At 64.2% G+C, this 18,431-nt stretch carries 13 protein-coding genes; 10 read left to right on the top strand and 3 right to left on the bottom strand.

Features of this window, described 5'->3' with window-relative positions; genetic code table 11:
* The first annotated feature begins 44 nt into the window (after window positions 1-44).
* Window positions 45-974, top strand: coding sequence for a DUF2268 domain-containing putative Zn-dependent protease (locus tag AC1DSD_RS19845; RefSeq protein WP_478032492.1), 930 nt, complete (start codon window positions 45-47; stop codon window positions 972-974).
* A gap of 29 nt (window positions 975-1,003) precedes the next feature.
* Here AC1DSD_RS19845 and AC1DSD_RS19840 read toward each other — a convergent pair whose 3' ends face one another.
* Window positions 1,004-1,135: a hypothetical protein gene (locus AC1DSD_RS19840; RefSeq protein WP_478032490.1), complete on the bottom strand. Its 132-nt coding sequence runs from the start codon at window positions 1,133-1,135 to the stop codon at window positions 1,004-1,006.
* 85 nt (window positions 1,136-1,220) lie between these two features.
* On the opposite strand from AC1DSD_RS19840, the gene AC1DSD_RS19835 reads away from it, so the two are divergent.
* Window positions 1,221-3,659 carry a serine/threonine-protein kinase gene (locus AC1DSD_RS19835; protein WP_478032489.1) on the top strand — a complete coding sequence of 813 codons (2,439 nt, stop codon included), beginning with the start codon at window positions 1,221-1,223 and terminating at the stop codon, window positions 3,657-3,659.
* On the opposite strand, the gene AC1DSD_RS19830 is transcribed toward AC1DSD_RS19835, so the two are convergent.
* Window positions 3,656-4,192 carry an ECF-type sigma factor gene (locus AC1DSD_RS19830; RefSeq protein ID WP_478032551.1) on the bottom strand — a complete coding sequence of 179 codons (537 nt, stop codon included), beginning with the start codon at window positions 4,190-4,192 and terminating at the stop codon, window positions 3,656-3,658. The genes AC1DSD_RS19835 and AC1DSD_RS19830 overlap by 4 nt on opposite strands.
* A 156-nt stretch (window positions 4,193-4,348) precedes the next feature.
* Between AC1DSD_RS19830 and AC1DSD_RS19825 the strand changes: the two genes are divergently transcribed.
* The gene (locus AC1DSD_RS19825) at window positions 4,349-7,234 is read left to right on the top strand and encodes a hypothetical protein (RefSeq protein ID WP_478032487.1); all 2,886 of its coding nucleotides are present in this window, start codon (window positions 4,349-4,351) and stop codon (window positions 7,232-7,234) included.
* 68 nt (window positions 7,235-7,302) lie between these two features.
* Here the strand turns inward: AC1DSD_RS19825 and AC1DSD_RS19820 are convergent, their stop codons facing one another.
* The gene (locus tag AC1DSD_RS19820) at window positions 7,303-9,903 is read right to left on the bottom strand and encodes a TonB-dependent receptor (RefSeq protein WP_478032486.1); all 2,601 of its coding nucleotides are present in this window, start codon (window positions 9,901-9,903) and stop codon (window positions 7,303-7,305) included.
* Between the two features lie 820 nt (window positions 9,904-10,723).
* Between AC1DSD_RS19820 and AC1DSD_RS19815 the strand changes: the two genes are divergently transcribed.
* The 7 genes from AC1DSD_RS19815 to AC1DSD_RS19785 all read left to right on the top strand — a co-directional run bounded on the left by AC1DSD_RS19815 (window position 10,724) and on the right by AC1DSD_RS19785 (window position 18,428).
* Complete coding sequence (locus tag AC1DSD_RS19815) at window positions 10,724-11,170, top strand: Csu type fimbrial protein (protein ID WP_478032485.1); 447 nt, start codon at window positions 10,724-10,726, stop codon at window positions 11,168-11,170.
* A 10-nt stretch (window positions 11,171-11,180) separates the two neighbouring features.
* Window positions 11,181-11,909 (top strand): fimbrial biogenesis chaperone, encoded by a 729-nt coding sequence (locus AC1DSD_RS19810; protein WP_478032484.1) that lies wholly within the window; start codon window positions 11,181-11,183, stop codon window positions 11,907-11,909.
* Window positions 11,890-14,217 (top strand): fimbria/pilus outer membrane usher protein, encoded by a 2,328-nt coding sequence (locus tag AC1DSD_RS19805; RefSeq protein WP_478032482.1) that lies wholly within the window; start codon window positions 11,890-11,892, stop codon window positions 14,215-14,217. The genes AC1DSD_RS19810 and AC1DSD_RS19805 overlap by 20 nt, the downstream gene beginning before the upstream one ends.
* Window positions 14,214-14,711 (top strand): Csu type fimbrial protein, encoded by a 498-nt coding sequence (locus tag AC1DSD_RS19800; RefSeq protein ID WP_478032481.1) that lies wholly within the window; start codon window positions 14,214-14,216, stop codon window positions 14,709-14,711. The genes AC1DSD_RS19805 and AC1DSD_RS19800 overlap by 4 nt, the downstream gene beginning before the upstream one ends.
* 288 nt (window positions 14,712-14,999) lie before the next feature.
* Window positions 15,000-15,626, top strand: coding sequence for an OB-fold-containig protein (locus AC1DSD_RS19795; RefSeq protein ID WP_478032480.1), 627 nt, complete (start codon window positions 15,000-15,002; stop codon window positions 15,624-15,626).
* A 33-nt stretch (window positions 15,627-15,659) separates the two neighbouring features.
* Window positions 15,660-17,357: a flotillin family protein gene (locus tag AC1DSD_RS19790; RefSeq protein ID WP_478032479.1), complete on the top strand. Its 1,698-nt coding sequence runs from the start codon at window positions 15,660-15,662 to the stop codon at window positions 17,355-17,357.
* Window positions 17,358-17,513: 156 nt separating this feature from the next.
* On the top strand, window positions 17,514-18,428 hold the full coding sequence (locus AC1DSD_RS19785; protein WP_478032478.1) for a sulfite exporter TauE/SafE family protein: 915 nt from the start codon (window positions 17,514-17,516) through the stop codon (window positions 18,426-18,428).
* Window positions 18,429-18,431 lie beyond the last annotated feature (3 nt).

The following is an 18,431-nucleotide window of genomic DNA, read 5'->3' as shown; positions in this document are numbered from 1 at the left end:
TGTCCATGATTTCGTGGAAACTACCTCGGAAAAGCAAGTTGTTGGTGACGGTCTGGTGCCTGCTGGTGCCATGGGCCGTTCATGCCTCGCCCTGCCGCGTGATCGATGCCTATACGCCCGCCGATACGCTGTCGCATCGCGCCGCCGACCTGCCGCCGGCCGATCAGCTGAAGGCGTTCCGGCAAGGCATCATCGCGCGGTATCCGGGTCTCTACGCACCGCAGGTACTCGATCTCTCGCCCGCCCAGAATATGGATACGCTCATCCTTGCCTCATTGGCCTCGGCGCGAGAAAGCCAGACGCGTGCCGGACTGATGGTCACGTTGCGCCAATTGGTCGACCGTACGCAGGCATCGTTCCGCAACCTCGCCGGCTTTCGCTGCGACTTCCCGATCTATCTCACCGACAGCCTGGGCCAGTTCGACGGTGCCGGCCGTATCGTCGACGGACAGCGATCCCTCGTCCTGGGGGTGGATGCGCTCGACGGCGAACAGAGCCTCATCGCGCTTCCCGTCTTCATCGCTCACGAGATGTTCCACCGTTACCATTTCATGGCCGGCGGCTTCAGCGATGACGATGCCGATCGCCAGCCGCTGTGGCGCACGCTCTGGGCGGAAGGGCTCGCGACCTATGCCAGCCGGGCGCTGACCCGCGGCGCGACGATCGAGCAGGCGCTGATGCTGCCTGCCGACCTTGCGCAACGAGCGGCGCCCATGAGGTCAAGAATCGCCGCGGACCTGCTCGCGCATCTCGATCAGATCGACCCGGATGTTTACCGGACCTATTTCACCTACGGGAATAAGGCCGTGGCCGCGCGTGGTCTGCCCTGGCGATCGGGTTATTATATCGGCTATCTCGTCGCCGAGCGGCTCGCCCGACGCCATACACTCGGCCAACTCGCCCACATGCCGCCCCGCCAGGTCCACGCGCTGATCCGCGACGCACTGCGCGAAATGGCATTGCCGCGGACCTGACGGCGGAAGACGTCGGCGACGCAAATGCCTCAATAGGCCGCCGACAGCGTCAGGAACCATTGCCGCGGCGCGATCGGATAGGCGAAAGCCGTTTCGTTCGCGCGGATCGCTATCGGCGCAGTGCGCTCCCAGGCACCGCACGAATTTGTCCTGCGATTCAATTCCTCCTGTTCGATTGACCCGGCCGCCTTTGCACGAAACAACCATGCCTCCGGCGCTCTTGCGCCTCGGAACGGGGAGGGGCACGTGACAGGCCAAACGACGAAGACGCAATGGGCGCTAATTCAGGCCACGTTCGACGACCTCGTGGATTTGCCGCGCGAAGAACGCACGCGCCGGCTGACAATGTTGGAGGACCGTTCGGTCGCCGCGAAGGTCCAGCTGTTGCTCGATGCCAGCGCGGCGCAAGGCATCCTCGACGGCGCCGCGCCGCCCCTCGACGCGCCGCAGTCTGCATTGACCTATAGCTCGTTGACGCCTGGAGAATGCGTGGGCGGGTTCGAGATCGAGCGGCTGATCGGCCGCGGTGGTATGGGCGAGGTCTATCTGGCCCATCGCCGATCGAGCGACTTCGAGCAGCGTGTCGCGCTCAAACTGCTCCGCCCCGAAGCGGTGGCGCGCGCCGAACTATTCGATCGCGAACGCCGGTTGCTGGCCAGCCTCGAGCATCCGGGTATCGCCCGGCTGATCGACGGCGGCGTCGCGCCGGATGGCCGCCCCTATATGGCGATGGAGTTCGTCTCCGGCCAACCGATCGACGCCTGGTGCCGCGATCATACCGCTCCGCTCGCCGTCAGGCTCAAGCTGTTTTGTGAGGTATGCGATGCGGTCGTCTTTGCCCATGCCAACCTCATCATCCACCGCGACCTCAAGCCATCGAACATCCTCGTCGACGAAGCCGGCCGGCCCCGACTGCTCGATTTCGGCATCGCCCGGATCATCGATGAAGACGCGGCGATGGCGACCACCGCGGCGCTGATGACACCGGACTATGCGGCTCCCGAGCAGTTGGACAATGCGGCCACGACGGTGGCGACCGACGTTTATGCGCTCGGCGCGGTGCTGTTCGAACTGGTGGCCGGGCGCGGGCCGTGGCGCGAGGAAGGAGCGTCTTTGCCGTCGATCATCCGGCGCGTGCTCAACGACGACCCCCCTTTGCCAAGCCGCCTGGCAGCCTCTGGTAAGATGCCGTTCCCGGCCAGTGCCGTCGCCGGCGATATCGATGCGATCGTGATGAAGGCGATGCGCCGCAACCCGCTCGATCGCTATCGCAGTGTGACCGAACTCGCCGACGACATCCGGCGGCATCTGGAATTGAAGCCGGTGCGCGCCCGCGCCGGGTCGACTGGCTATGCCGTGGGGCGCTTCGTGCGCCGCTACCGGATCGCGGTCGGCGCCGCCGCCGCCGCGCTCGCGGCGCTGTTGATCGGTGCCGGCGGGATCGCGTGGCAGGCGCGCCAGACCGCCATCGAACGCGACGTCGCACTGGCGGAGGCGCGACGGTCCGAATCGATCGTCCGCATGTTGACGGTCATGTTCCGCGATACCGCGACCTCAGCGGGCGAAGGAGCGACGGTAAAGCAGATGCTCGACCAGACGGCAGAGCGGCTCGTCGGATCACTCGACACCAGCGCGCGATCGGCGACGCTCATCACCACCTTGTTCGATCTCTACGTCAACCTCGAGGACGCTGCCGGCGCCGACAGCTTGATCCGCCAGGCAATGGCGAAGCAGATTGGCCGGGACGATCCGATCGCGACTGCGCAGATGCGTATGCGGCTGGCCTCGTCTGCCGCGGCGATGAACAAGACCGATGAAATGGCGCCGCTGCTCGACGCCGCCGAGGCAGTCTTTCGCGCCGATCCGGAGCGCTTTCGGTCAGAGTTGGTCGAGATCAACAGCGACCGGGCCCAATTGCTGCGCCGCACCGGCAGGGTTGAAGAGGCAATCCGGCTGCTGACTGCCACATTGCCGCAGGCCGATCTTGTCTATGCGGAGAACCATCGCGACCTGCTGACAATATACAATAACCTGCTGGTTTACATGGTCGAGGCCAACCAGCTCGACGCTATGCCCGCCGTTTTCGCCCGTGCCGACGCCATCCTTACCCGCACCGGCCAGCAGGGCAGTATGCAGGGGCTGGCTATTGCCCAGCTACGAGGCGTCCGGTTGCTGAAGCTCAATCAAGCGGAGCATGCCGAGGCGATTTTCCAGCAAGTCGCGGCGCAGCGGCGCGCGGTGTTCGGCCAGTCGGCCGGCCTCGCCGTCGATCTGCTGCAACTAGGCCGCGCCCGTTTGGCGCTGGGCAAGTTCCCCGAAGCGCTTCGCGCTTTCACCGAAGCACGGCCGATGGCGGTGGAGAATCTGGGCCCGGCGGCGGTGCCCACATTGTTCATCGGCCTGGGGATTGCCGAAGCGGCCGCGGAGACCGGCGACACCGCCGCAGCCGAACGCGCCCTGGACGACGTGGCCTCGCCGATCGGCGCAATGAAGAAGCCGAGCCTGCCGCAAGGCGCACTCGCGCGAACACTTGCGGTCATTCGCTTGAATGAAGGGCGCTTAGCTGAGGCCAGACAGGCCCTCATCAAGGCCGAAGCGCTCTTTACTCAGGCCGGTCCGTCGGGAACGTCATTTCTGGCGTCGTTGCCGGCGCTGCGTGCCCGCATTGCGCGCGCGGGTCACTAGGCAACAGCCATCTCGTGGTGGATCCAGGCGCGCGCTTGAACCCACCAACGGCGCACTGTCCGGTCGGTTACGCCCAGCACGCTCGCGGTCTCTTCCTCGCTCAGCCCGGCGAAGAACCGGCAATCGATCAACTGCGCAAGATTGGGGTCAAGCTCCGACAGCGCCTTCAACGCATCGCCGAGGCGAATGACGTCGCGATCCTCGGGCACCCCCGCACCGGGTGAATCGATACTCTCGGTAAAGGAATATTCGAGGGCGTGGCGCTTCGACGTCAGCCGGGCGCGCGCCGCGTCGATCAGAATGTGCCGGATCGCGGTCGCGGCACAGCCGAGGAAGTGCGATTCGCTCTCCCAGCCGTCGCGCCGTTTCAGCTTGATATAGGCCTCTGAAATCAGAGCCGTCGTCTGGAGCGTCTGGCCACCGCCAGCGCGGAAATGCTCGCGTCGGGCGATCGCGCGCAGCTCTGAATAGAGCACTCCCATCAGCGTGTCGGCGCCTCCGGAGAAATTATTTTCGGATGCGGTGTCCGGAATCGCGGTCGTTCCTCGTCCTGCTCGCCGTCCGAATGATTTGGGCTGTTTTTCGTAGGTGAAGCAGCGGTCGGGGGCAAGGCGATACCGCGGACGTGGCGGACGCTGCGCGCTTGCTGCTGCGGGTCGAATGATCGACCGCAACAGGGGATAATCAGCATGCGTACTGTCACATCGTTTCTCGTCGGCGCAGCACCGCTCGCGCTGATTGCAGGTCTTGCCTTGCCGGGCACCGCGCAGGCGCAGGATGTAAACTGCCAAAACACGACCGGCGTCCCTGCCGGGACGATCACGCCGGGCAATAACGACACGGCCTGCGGATCGAGCGCCACGGCCACAGGCGAGGCATCCACCGGTATCGGCGCAGGGGCCAATGCAAGCGGCGACGGCGCGACGGCGGTGGGACGTACCACCGTCGCCAATGCCGGCAATGCGACCGCGATCGGCGCCTATGCGTCGGCGAATTCAGCCAACGCCTTTGCTGGCGGGTCTTTTGCCAATGCCACCGGTCTTGAGACCGTAGCGCTCGGGTTCAACGCCGCCGCGACACTCGACCGCGCCACCGCGCTCGGCGGCAATTCAGCGGCTTCGGGGATCGCGGCAACGGCGGTTGGCCAGAACGCGAACGCGACCAGCGTTCACGCGACAGCGGTCGGATCGAGCAGCCGGGCAACGAGCGACGGTGCGACCGCGACCGGGTTCAACGCGCAGGCGGCGGGCGACAACAGCGTCGCCAACGGGATCGACGCGCGGGCCGGGCTGGCCGATGCGATCGCCATCGGCAATGGCAGCCTGGCCGGTGACAATTCGGTCCTGAACAACGCCACCTTTGGCCAGATCGCGATCGGCGCGCGCGCCCTCGCCCCTTACGGCGAAACAACCGTCATCGGCATGGATGCGTCGTCCGGCGCCTATGGAACGCTGGCGATCGGTGTGCGCGCGCGGGCGAGTCAAAGCGGGACTGTGGCCGTCGGGAACGATTCGCTGGCGACCGGCTTTGCGACGGCCATCGGGAGTTCGTCGAACGCGGGGACCTTCGCCACCGCGGTCGGCTATATCGCCGACGCGAGCGGGATGTCCTCGGTCGCTTTGGGTAATAAAGCGACCGCAACGGGCACGCGTTCGATTGCGATCGGCGCGGCGAACGCGTTCGGCAATGACGCGACCGCATCGGCGGACGACGCCGTCGCACTGGGCGCGGGGGCCAAAGCGGACCAGATCTACGCCACCGCGCTCGGCGCCAATTCGGCGGCGTCAGGCGCCTATTCGATCGCTATCGGCAAGGATGCGTCGGTCAGCCATTCCGACGGCGTTGCTGTCGGCCGCGAGAGCAAGGTGACTGGCGAATATGGCGTTGCGCTGGGGCGGACTGCAGAGGCGACTAATTTCGGGGTGTCCATCGGCGCAGGGACCAAGGCGGGATTTTTCGGTACGGCGCTCGGCTATGCCGCGAAATCGGGGGATGCCAGCACCGCGGTCGGCAACGGCGTCAATGCGTTCGGAAATTACAGCACGGCGACGGGGGGATATAATTCCAACAATTTCTCCTACACCAGGGCTTCCGGAGATTACAGCGCTGCCTATGGTGCCGGCACCCTAGCGCTGGGGAATGACAGTAGCGCGTTTGGCGCACAAAGCGTGGCCAAGGGTATTGGCAGTGTAGCGTACGGCCATGCTGCCAGAGCAGAAAATCGCGACTCTGCCGCTGTAGGCAACAATGCCAAAGCAACCGAAGATTTCACGACCGCGATCGGTGCTGGTAGCCAGGCGACCGCCATTAACAGCGTCGCTTTAGGCAATGGCTCGGTGGCCGATCAAGCCAATAGCGTTTCGGTCGGGCTGGTTGGCGGCGAACGCCGTGTCGTCAATGTTGCCGCCGGCATCGATGCGTTTGACGCCGTCAACAAGGGCCAACTCGACGTTGTGGAAGCGAAGGCGGATGCCGCTCAGGCGACGGCCAACGCCGCGCTGACGGCGGCCACGGCCGGCGCGGGCAGCGCCGGTGCGGCACAGGCTACCGCCGATGCGGCGCTCACCAACGCGGGAGCGGCGCAGACCACTGCCAATACCGCGCTGACAAACGCGGGAACAGCACAGGCAACGGCGGATACGGCCCTCGCCAATGCGGCTACGGCACAGACGACCGCCGATACGGCATTGGCCAACGGAAAATATTTCCGGTCCAACGCCACCGGCCCGGCACCCGACGCGACCGGCGTCAACGCGATTGCCGTCGGCCCCTCGAGCGTCGCCAGCGGCGATTCTTCGGTAGCGATCGGCGATGCCGCCAGGGCGATCAACGGCAAGGCGGTATCGATCGGCGCCGGCAACGTCGCGTCGGGCAACGGCGCGGTTGCGATCGGCGATCCCAATATCGCCACGGGCCAGGGAGCGGTCGCGCTCGGCAACACCAACAGCGCCATCGGCCAGGGCGCGATCGCGATCGGCAACCAGAACAGTGCCACTGGCCAGGGCGCCATCGCGCTGGGCAATATGGCGATGGCGGATCAAGCAGGCAGCGTCGCGATCGGCGACGGCGTAGCGACCTCGCGCGCGGGACAAGTCGCTCTCGGCAATGCGGGGTCGACCGTGACGCTGGCGGGCGTCGTCTCGTCGGCCAGCTTGCTGGCACAGACCGGCGCACTGAAGCTGATCACGACCGATGGGCTCGGCAATCTGGCGACGTCCGCATTGGACATCGGCATGCTTTCCGGACTTGGCGGACGGACCTCCGCACTCGAAACGCGCGCTACGCTGATCGAAGGCCGCGTTGGGGCGCTCGAGCAGGGAACCGTGGTGCTCGCCCGGCGGGCGCGACAGGCCGAAGGCGGCATCGCGGCGGCCATGGCGCTAGGCGGCACGGTGATGCCGCCCAACACCACGTTCGCCGTGTCCTTCAATCTGGCGACCTATCGTGGCGAACAGGGCTTCGCCGGCTCAGCAATAGCTCGGGTCTCCGACCACGTCTGGGTGAGCGGCGGTTTTGCAGGGTCGACCGTCAAGGGCTCGACCGGTGGTCGCGCCGGCGTGACCTTTGGCTGGTAAGAGCTAGACCTCGAGCTCTGGGACATGACGTCCGCTTTCGGGATGAACTCTCCGAAAGCGGACCGTCGTCAATAGGCCGCCGACAGCGTCAGGAACCATTGGCGCGGCGCGATCGGATAGGCCGAATAATTGTTGGTCGCCGATCCGATCGACAGGGTCGACACGCCCTTGCGGTCGGTCAGGTTGGTGACGTTGAGCGAGACCTCCAATTTGCGCAGCGGCAGGATATTGTCCGGCAGCTTGGCGGCGAGGCGCAGCGAGGTCAGGAAATAGGACGGCACGCTGGCGTCGTTGGTGAAGGTGGCGAAGCGGCGGCCGACGAAATCGCCGATCACTTGCGCCTCGAACGGCCCGACCGACAAAGTCGCGACGGTCTTGTTCATCCATTTCGGCGTGCCGGGCAGCTGCTTGCCGCAGGTCGGCACGACGCCGGCGGTCACCAGATAACCGCCGATACAGGTGCCGGTCGCGGCGCCGATTCCGGTCGCGGTGGATGTATAGTCGCTCTGATATTTGGACAGATTGTACGACGTGGCATTGTAGAGCGAGAAGGTACGGCCGACGCGGAAAGTGAAGGCGGCGTCGACGCCGTCGGTATGGACGTCGCCGACATTGACCAGGATCGACGTACCGCCGGTGATTTGACCGCCGGCGATGCCGCCGGGGTTGGTCGAGATCGCCAGCAAGCGGTTGTTGAACACGACGTGATAGTAATTGACCTGCGCGTCGAAGCCGATGCCGTTGCCGAAGCCGCGGCTGGTGCGCAGACCGCCTTCATAGGTCCAGCTGCTCTCGGGCTTGCCCTGATCGGCGAAGGCGTTGAACGCCGCCTGGCTGCCGGTGAACCAGGGTCCGCCGCCGCCGGCCAGATAGGCCTGATATTGGCGCAGATTCTTCTGGACGTTGAAATAGAGCTGTTCGTGGCCGTTGAAATTATAATTGGCGCCGAAGGCGGGCAGGAACCAGTTCTTGGTATCGATCCTGCCCTGGGGCAGGCCGCCGGTCAGGCCCGACAGCGAGCCGGGCTTGGGTTGCACCGGGAACCAGCCATTGGCCCATTGCGCGCTGGTCTTGAAGCCGGCGTTGACCAGCAATTTGTCGGTCACTTGCCAGCTGTCCTGCAAATGAAGCTGCAATTCGTTGATCCGCGCCTCGCCCTGATATTGCGTGAACAGGGGCGATTGGGCGTCGAGCGGACGGATGTACGGCGTGCTCGAGGCGGGATTGTTGATGTCGACCGCGTACCAGCGGCGATATTGCGTCGTGCTGTTGCGCTCGAACCAGCCGCCCAACTCGATCTTGTGGTTGCCGACATCCAGGTTGAGCGCGGAGATGATGCCGCCGCGGTCGATGCGATATTCGGTGGTGCGCGTGATCAGGCCCGAACCGCCGGTCGCCGCGACCAGAGCGGCCCCGACCGCCTGCGCCTGGGCGTCGGTCATCGTCGTGCACGCCGCGGGACGAACGCCATTGCCGTTTGTGCCAAATTGGCATTTGGCGGCCGCGGCGGCAGCATAATTGGGGTCGAGATAAGGCTGCGCGGTAGTGATCGACTGGCCGAGCGGACCAGCCACCACGCCGGCGCCGTCATTGTGGTGGAAATAGCCGGTGGTCGACCAGGTCACGCGGTCCGACAGATGCGCGTCGTAGCGCATGTAAAGGAGATAGTCGGTCCGCTGCGCGTCCGAATAATAATTGCGGTAATTGCCACCCTGCGCCGCCGGCGAATTGCCGAACGCGTTCAGATAGGACGTCCGGTAGGTCGCCAGGTCCGGATAGAAGAACGGCTTGGTATAAGGCGTATAGAGCTGGACCGGGGTCGCGGTGCCGCCGGCGGACGGCTTGAAGAACGTGGTCGCGTCCTCGTTCGGCTGCGTCATGTCGTTATAGTCGAAATAGAGCGTCAGCTTGCCGGCCTTACGGTCGTTGACGAACTTGGCGTTGGCCTGATAGCCGCCCTGGGTGCCGTTGAAATCCCAGGCGCGGGCGTGCTGGCGCGCCGCCGAGACATAGGCCGAACTGTTGCCGTCGACACCGAACGCGCCGGTATCGATCCGTACGAAAGTCCGCGACGTGTCGAAGCTACCGACGGTCTGGCCGACCTGGACGCCGAACTTGTCGAGCGGCGCCGACGAATAGGTTTCGACCGTACCGCCGAGATTGCTGTTCGACGCGGTGGCGAGATCGCCGGCGCCGGTCGACACGACGACGCGGCCGACATTCTCCGAAATCACCGCGCGTTGCGGCGACAGGCCGTTATAATTGCCATAGCTCTGGTCGCCGAGCGGCACGCCATCCATCGTGTAACCGAGCTGGTTGGCGGCGAAACCGTGGATGAAGATCTGCGCGTTCTGCTCGTTATAGCCCCAGGGATCGGCGGTGATGTAGAGCACGCCGGGCAAGGTCTGGATCGCCTTGAGCGGTGAGACCCCGGGCAGGATCTTCTGCATCTCGGTACCCGGCAGCTCAGTCGACGAGCGCGTCGACCGGCCGGTGATCACGATCGTCGCAGCCGGGTCGAGCTGGGCATCGTCGGGCTGCGCGCTGGCGGGTTGGGCATCGCCGGGCTGCGTCGTGCTCGCATCCGCCATCGCGGTCTGCGCGGACGCCGCGTCGGCGCAGAACAATGCGCCGGCGAGCGCGAACAAGCTGGTAGTGGAACGGATCACGGCGGCCCCTTGGTTGTGGACGTTGCTGCACTGCAGAACGAGGCGCCTGTGCCTCCGCATGATGCCATTTTCGCGTCGTTTCGGTTGCGATCGCATGACAGCGGCAGTTCGGGCCGACGATGTCGACGCATGTCGCGGTGCTGAAGGGGGGCTGAGCTGATGCACGCGGAGACGGCCGGCTCTAGTTATTTGTTGTCGGATCGCTTTTTGCGGAAAACCGGTACCCACTTTTCCGCGCGATGCTCTAATCGGTCATCGGCACCAAATCCGTCATCCCAGCGAAAGCTGGGATCTCGGGCGATGGCGCGATTCTCATGAGACCCCAGCTTTCGCTGGGGTGACGGCTTGGGGCCGGCGGACATGGGCCATCAACGCAGCGCGATAAATTAGACGCGCGATACGACGAATATTGTCGAAATCGTATTTTCGAATTTTGACAAACGTCAATGTTGTGATTGAGTATTATTATTCCATCTCTTCATTATAATCCTGGAATCGATTGGCAATCGATTAACATTCAATTCGCTTCTAATCGGGTCGTTTCGATATAGATACGAACCCGATCCATAATTAAATCCATACGATATTAATCTTTTGCTTGTATCAAATGCATACGTCTATCAACGTAATTTACAGAAATATCAAAGATATGATATCATGCGTTTTATCCTAAATTGATCTGAGCCGACTACGTTCGACAATCGACAAGCTGTCGTACGAGCTATTTGAAATTGTCGTGTTCAGTATGGAGGATTTTATGGTTTCTCGTGCAAAATTTCTGTTCCCGTTCTGGATGGGTATTGCGAGCGCAGGGCTCCTTATGTCTCCCGCCGCGCAGGCGGACACCACCACCACCACCTTCGCGGTAACGGCTACCGTTCTCAAAGCCTGTGTCGTCACGGCGAACCCGCTCGCTTTCGGAACCTATGATCCGACGGCGGCGACGCCACTCGACGGCTCGACCACGCTTTCGGTGTTCTGCACCGTCGGCTCCTCGTTCACGGTCGGTCTCAACACCGGCACGGCGAGCGGCGCCACGGTCACAACGCGGCGGATGACGAACGGCGCCAACACGCTTGGCTATGCGCTGTACCAGGAAGCGGCCCGCACCAATAACTGGGGCAATACACCCGGTACCGACACGCCACTGGCGACCACCGCCCCCGTGCTGCCGTCGACGTTGACAATCTATGGCCGCGTATCGGCCAACCAGAATGTGCCCGCAGCCAGTTATACCGACACGATCACCGTCACTGTAAACTATTAGGCCTGAACCGATGCGCGCCGGAGCCGCCATCGTTGCGATATTGCTGCTGCCATTGGCGGCGCAGGCTTCCTCGCTCAAAGTATATCCCGTCCGTATCGTCCTGACCCCGAAAGAGCCGGTGCAGACGATGACGATCCAGAACGGCAGCGCCGAGACTGCCCGCATCCAGCTGCGCGTCTTTTCCTGGCGCCAGGTGGATGGCGAGGACAAGTTCGAGGAAACCCGGGACGTTCTCGCCAATCCGGGCCTGTTCGAGATTGCGGGCCAGGGCGAACAGATTGCGCGCTTCGGCTTGCGCACCAGCCCCGGCACGGTCGAGAAGAGCTATCGCGTCATTCTGGAAGAAGTGCCGGGTTTGCGTCCGAATGGGCCCGGGCAAGTGCGAACCTTGTTGCGGATAAGCATTCCGATCTTCGTGCCAGCGCCCAACCCGATCGGTCGCCTCTCCTGGCGCGCCTGGACGGCGGGAGCCCGCAAGGTGATGGTCGAGATCCGCAACCAGGGCACTGCTCACGTCCAGATCAACCGGCTCGCACTGGCCGGGCGGAACGGTGCGAAGCTGGGCGCCGGCGACATGTCGGTTTATCTGCTGCCCGGCGCGTCGCGGCAGATCATGCTCGATGTCGACGCGCCGGTTCGCGCCGGCGAGTCCCTCAAACTGAGCGCTGTGACGGATCAAGGTAATCTGGCCGCCGATCTCGTCGCCGAGGCGGCTCCCCATGAAACCGGCCGTCCCTAGGACCATCATGGCGGCGCTCTGCCTAATTGCCGACGCGACCGCCGCAGGCGCACAGTCTGCCGCTCCGGACCCACCGGCGGGGCAGCAGCGCCCGGATCGGTTCGACCTGCTGTTTGTCGCGATCACCATTAACGGCGTGGCGGAGGGTGAATATCTGGTGGCACGGCGCGGCGACGATTTCTTCGTCCGCCCCTCCGATCTGGCGCGCTGGGGGGTCAGGCTATCCCCGGCTGCGACGACCGTGATCGAGAACGAAGCTTTCGTTCAGCTGACCGCCATTGCCGGCATGACGCTGCACTTCGACCCGGCCGGTCAACGTATCGCATTGATCATTTCCGCCGAACTTTTCGATTCCAGCAATGTCTCGGTGCCGGCCACGCGCGTACGACCGACAAAGAGCGCCTTCGCGGCGTTTCTCAATTACGATCTGTCCGTCCAATACGATCACAAGGTACAGGCAGCAGCCTTCCTGGAAGCCGGAATATCGGACGATTGGGGCCTGCTCGCGACCACCATGGCGGTCGGCCAGCAAACGGGGTCGAGCCGGGTCACGCGTTTCGACAGCTATTTCCTGCGCGACGATCCCGATACGCTGGTCCGCCTGATCGTCGGCGATACCGTCACCGACGCACGCGACTGGTCGCGCCAGATACGCTTCGGCGGCGTCCGGCTTGGTACAGACTTCAGCTTGCAACCCAATCTCATCACTTTCTCCACTCCCGCTTTTACCGGCCGGACGGCGATCCCTTCGAATGTCGAGTTGCTGGTGAATAACGCGCGGCGCTTCCAGGCCGACGTTGCGCCGGGGCCCTTCTCGATCAATCAGGTACCTCTGGTAAACGGCGCGGGCGACGTGACACTCGTCATCCGCGATGCGCTTGGCGTGGAACGCCGGGTGACGTCTTCTTATTATATCAGTTCGCGCCTGCTCAGGCGGGGTCTGAGCGCCTGGTCCCTCGAGGCGGGTGCCGAGCGCCGGGATTACGGGATCAGGAATTTCAGCTATGCCAACCCCTTCGCGGCCGGATCCTATCGCCGCGGAGTCACCGACTGGCTGACCCTTGAAAGCCGCACGGAAGTGAGCGGCGATGTCCAGATGATCGGCGGCGGCGCCAATATCGTCTGGCCCGCTATCGGCGAGTTCGGAATTGCCGGTGCAGTTTCGCGGGGAGAGGACGGCCAAGGAGCGCTCTACCGCATCTTCTTCAGCCGGATCACGCCAGGATGGAGCCTGGCGGTGAGCTATCAGCGTGCGTCGCGCCAGTTCGACCAGCTAGGCATCCATCGCGACGCGGAACGCATAACGGGTCAGTTACAGGCCTCGGGCAGCGTCTCGCTGGGACGCCGCGGCAATTTTGGCATCGTCTATACCGATCTCGAATATGCCGATCGTAACCGCACCCGGCTCGCCTCGGCCAATTACAGCATCGGAATCAGGGATCGCGGCTATCTGAGCGTTTTCGCGCTCCGCAGCGCGACCCGGGGGTCCGCCACGCAAACCACGGTCGGCGCGGGTTTCACCATTCCCTTCGGGCCGCGCAGCAGCGGCTATGTGCAAGCGGACACCCGCAATGTTCTCGCCGAAATACGCAGGACGCCGCCCGCCGAAGGAGGCTGGGGCTATCGGTTGACGGCGGGTGCCGGCGAAAGCGACCGCCAGCAGGCCGAGCTCAGCTGGCGCGGCGATCCGGGCGAAATCAGGGTCGAGGCCGCGCGCGTCGAGGGGAGCGCCGGCGTCAGGATGCTCGCCAGCGGCGGATTGCTTTTCGCTGGCGGCCGCCCCTACGCCACCCGGCGCGTGGAGGATGCGCTGGGCGTCATCGACGTGCCCGGCCTGGCGGATGTCCGCATCTACCAGGAAAACCGCCTCGTCGCCCGCACCGACGCCCGGGGTCGTGCGATCATACCGGATCTGCGCGCTTATGAGCAGAACCGGATCGCGATCGCACCCGGCGACATCCCGATCGACGCGCACATGTCGAGCGACACGCTCATGATCGTGCCGCGGTATCGCGGAGCGGTCATTGCGCGCTTCGCGATCGAACGGGATCACCCCGCGACGATCTTGCTTCAGGCACTCGACGGCGCGCCGGTCGATGCCGGCACCACGGTGCGGACCGATACCGGCGAGACGGCATTCGTCGGCTATGGCGGCGAAATCTTCGTGCGCGAAGCACGGCGGGACATGATCATCGAGTTCGAGACCCGGCAGGGCCCATGTCGAGTCAGGCTTGGCGGATTGCCCGAGGATGACGTGCTGCCGCGCCTCGGGCCGTTACGGTGCGGCAATCCCGTGAGCGCGCCATGACCCCGCGGTACCTGATCGTTCTGATGGCGATGCTGGCGGGCACATTGCTGCTTGTTCCATCACCGGCAAAGGCGGCGTGCGCCCCGCTGTCCGCCTGCAGCTGCACCGTCACCGCGACCGGCGTGAGTTTCGGCACGTACACCGTCGTCAACGCGTCGCCCACCGATTCCACCGGCAACATACAGGTCCACTGCACGCTGCTCGTTGCACTGGCCGGATCGTTCACGGTCGATCTCAGCACCGGCTCATCCGGAACCTACACCCAGCGCGCCCTGCACAATGGTGCGTCCGTCCTTGACTATAATCTTTATACCGACGCGGCCCGAACCCAAATTCTAGGAAACGGCTCGGGAGGCTCGTTCCGCATAACCCGGAATTTTACGGCACTGCTCAGTGTCGATCAGACGATGACGGTCTACGGCCGGATCCGCTCCAGCCAAAATGTACCCGCGGGCAGTTACAGCGACACCATCATCGTCACCGTAACCTACTGATAAGGCAGCTATCCGGTTGAGCTTCCTGGCAGCAGCCAGTCTCCAGTCCGTGAGCGCCGCTGGCACGGATGGATAGTTTGCTTGGCCAGGCGCAACCGTCTGCTCTCTCATGCGGATGTCCGAAAGCAGCTAGTCACCGCTCGGACGATTAGAAGATGGTCGCTGCTATGCGCCTGGCTGCTGTCCTATAGTTGGACTGTCTCGGCACCCGAAAACATACGTCCGCTCAGCTCCAAGATGGCGGAACTTTACTATATTCTTCCAAATGAATTCCGATATGATCGACGGGTGTTCAGCCTTCTTTTAACTACGGATTATGCGCCGTTCGCGGTCTCCTTCGTGGTCATGCTGGGCATCGGCATCATCGAGGGAGTGGGGCTGGGTCTGGGGCATCTCGACCTGGGTTCGCATTTGGATGCCAGCGGTGCCGAGGCTGGGCCGGGTCTGCTCGACTGGCTGGGGTTCGGGCGCGACTTGCCGATCCTGATTTGGCTGACGTCGTTGCTATGTTGCTTCAGTGTCGCCGGCGTCGCCATCCAGCAGATCGCCACGCTCCTGATCGGAAGCCCGCTGCACTGGGGCATCGCGAGCGCTGCGGCGCTGGTGATCGCCGGCGTCGCGAATGCGTTTGTGTCCGCTGGCCTGGCGCGAATCTTTCCGTCCTATGAGTCTTCGGTCATCAATGCCGAAGACTTGCTGCGGCACCGCGGTACCGTGCTGGAAGGTGCGGCGTCGCGCGGGCATCCGGCGCGCGCGAAGGTCGTCGATCAGTTCGGCCAGGCGCATTACGTCATGGTCGAGCCGCATGACGACGCCGACGTGATCGCGCAGGGCGAAAGCGCCCTGTTGGTTGGCAAGCAAGGGGCGGTGTTCTTCGCCATTCCGGACATCAGCACGCCGTTCCGGCCAATCTGAACGCTAGAAATTTCAAATTTGGGGGAGGGTCTTTTGTCCGCATCGCTGCTGAACGTCCTGATTTATGCCGGTATCGCGCTCCTCGCGCTCGTCGTGATGGGGATCATCCTCACTCGCCTGTATCGCCGCGCCACGAAGGACATCGCGCTGATCCGCACCGGCTTTGGCGGCGAGAAGGTGGTGCTGAACGGCGGCATCATGGTGATCCCCGTGCTGCACGAATTGATGCAAGTCCGGCTGACCACCGTGAAGCTCGAAGTTTCGCGCCTCAACAAGGATGCGCTGATCACGCTCGACAAATTGCGCGTCGACGTCGTCGGGCTTTTCCACATCAAGGTAAAGCCCGATGCGCAGTCGATCGCCGCCGCGGCGCAGACGCTCGGCGAATCGGTCAACAGTCCCGATGCGGTGAAGTCGCTGCTTGACGGCAAGCTCGTCTCGGCGCTGCGCTCGGTCGCGGCGACGATGACGATGGAGCATCTGCACGCCAACCGCGCCGACTTCATCCAGAAGGTCCAGGAAGCGCTGATGACCGATCTGGACATGAATGGCTTTCAGCTGGAATCGGTCAGCATCACCCATTTCGATCAGACCGCGTTCGAGCATTTCAACGAGAACAACGCGTTCGACGCCGAGGGCCTGACCGTGCTCACCCGCACGATCGAGGAGCGCAAGAAGATCCGCAATGATATCGTCGCGACCAACCGCGTCGAGATCGAGCAACGCAACCTCGATGCGAACAACCAGTCGCTGGCGATCGCGCAGGAGGCCGAGCAGGCGCGCCTGACGCAGGAACAGACACTGGCCGCCCGCCGGGCGGAGCAGGCGACCGCGATCGCCACTGCCGAAGCCGAACAGACCCGGCTGGCCGAAATCGCCCGGATCAATGCCGAGCAGGCGCAGACGGTCGCGCAGACCGAGGCCGACAAGGTGATCCAGACGGCAACCATCGCCCGCGACGGGGCGGTGCAGACCGCGACGATCGAGCGCGACCGCACCATCGAGATCGCGCGCATCACCACCGCGGTGCAGACCGCGCAGAAATCCGAGGAGGAATCGACCGCGACCGCCGCGGCCAACGAAGCGCGCGCGCTGGCGGTGCGTGCCGAGGAAAGCGTCCTGACCGCGAAGGCGACCGAGATCGCCAATCGCGAAAAGAATGTCGCGGTGATCGCGGCCACCAAGCGCGCGCAGGAAGAGGCGGTCCAGATCACCGTCGCCGCTACGGCCGAGAAGGAGGCCGCTGAATCCCGCGCTGCCGCTTTACGCACCGAGGCCGAAGCCGAGGCCGATGCCGAAAAGGCGCGTGCCGAGGGCCGGGAGGCAGCGTTCAAGGTCGATGCTGCGGGTCAGACCGCGCTCAACGAAGCCACCAACATACTCAACGATTCGCAAACAGCCCTGCTGGTTCGCAAGGCGATGCTGGAGGCGCTGCCCGGGATCATCGCAGCAGCGAGCAAGCCTATGGAGCAGATCGACAAGATTTCGATCCTCGACGCGCGCGGCCTGCACGGAGATCCGGGTGCTTCGGACGGTGCTGGCAGCCCCGGAAACCTTGCCGATTCCGCGGTTGCCGCGGCCATGCGCTACCGGGTCGGCGGCCCGCTGATCGACGGGCTGATGGCGGAATTGGGGATTGGCGGGGGCAGCCTCAACGGCATGCTCTCGGGTGCGGCGGCCGCGCCAGGCGCGGTTGCAACCGAGGATCAGCCGGAGGGCAGCAAGGAATAGGGCCGTTCGCCGCTATCCTGCGCCTTCCACCCTCATCTCCGCCTTGGCGGTCCGGCCGGGTGAAACCTGCGGGGCCGCCAACGACCATTAGCCGAACGCACCCTCCTAACGCCCAACCGCCTTCCACCCGCCACAACCTGCGTCTAACGTAGCCCCGTGGATCTCTATCTCCCCATCGCCAACATGTCGGTCAATGCGCTGGTGATCGTCACGCTCGGGCTGTTCGTCGGGCTGTTGTCGGGGATGTTCGGGGTTGGCGGCGGGTTTCTGACCACGCCGTTGCTGATCATCTACGGCATCCCGCCGACCGTCGCCGCTGCCTCGTCAGCGAGCCAGGTGACCGGGGCGAGCGTCTCCGGCGTGTTCGCGCATCTGCAGCGGCGCGGGGTCGATTTCCAGATGGGCGGGCTGATGGTCGCCGGCGGGTTCGTCGGGTCGGGAGTCGGCGCGTGGATCTTCCGCATTCTCCAGCGGACCGGGCAGATCGATACGGTGATCGCGGTCATCTATGTGCTGATGCTCGGCTGGATCGGCTCGACCATGGCCAGGGAATCGATCCAGTACATCCTCGCCGCGCGCGGCGGAGCGCCCCCGCCGGCACGCAAGCGGCGCCACCATCCGTTGGTCGCGGCCCTGCCGCTCAGGATGCGCTTCTATCGCTCGGGGCTCTACGTCTCACCGCTCGCGCCGTTGCTGCTCGGCTTCGGGGTCGGCATCCTGACTATCCTGCTCGGCGTCGGCGGCGGCTTCATCCTGGTCCCGGCGATGATCTACTTGCTCGGCATGGCGACGCAGGTCGTGGTCGGCACCAGCCTGTTCCAGACCCTGTTCGTCACTGCCTGGGCGACGATGGTCCATGCCACCACGACCAAGGCGGTCGATATCGTGCTGGCGGTGCTGCTGTTGATCGGGTCGGTGACCGGCGCACAGCTCGGCGCGCGCTTCGCCGCGCGGGTGAAGCCCGAATATCTCCGCCTGGCGCTTGCTGTGCTGGTCCTGCTGGTCGGGTTGCGTATCGCGATCGGATTGGGTTGGCGGCCGGATGAAATCTATTCGGTAGAGCTATCTTGAAGG

It is taken from the genome of Sphingomonas sp. P4_D12, from assembly GCF_056401895.1.
This window is presented reverse-complemented; position numbering and strand designations above follow the sequence as displayed.

Excerpts from the sequence above, each read along its gene's own strand:
- AC1DSD_RS19825 (WP_478032487.1), top strand. The coding sequence starts at position 4,349 with ATGCGTACTGTCACATCGTTTCTCGTCGGCGCAGCACCGCTCGCGCTG.
- AC1DSD_RS19815 (WP_478032485.1), top strand. The coding sequence starts at position 10,724 with ATGTCTCCCGCCGCGCAGGCGGACACCACCACCACCACCTTCGCGGTA.
- AC1DSD_RS19810 (WP_478032484.1), top strand. The coding sequence starts at position 11,181 with ATGCGCGCCGGAGCCGCCATCGTTGCGATATTGCTGCTGCCATTGGCG.
- AC1DSD_RS19805 (WP_478032482.1), top strand. The coding sequence starts at position 11,890 with ATGAAACCGGCCGTCCCTAGGACCATCATGGCGGCGCTCTGCCTAATT.
- AC1DSD_RS19800 (WP_478032481.1), top strand. The coding sequence starts at position 14,214 with ATGACCCCGCGGTACCTGATCGTTCTGATGGCGATGCTGGCGGGCACA.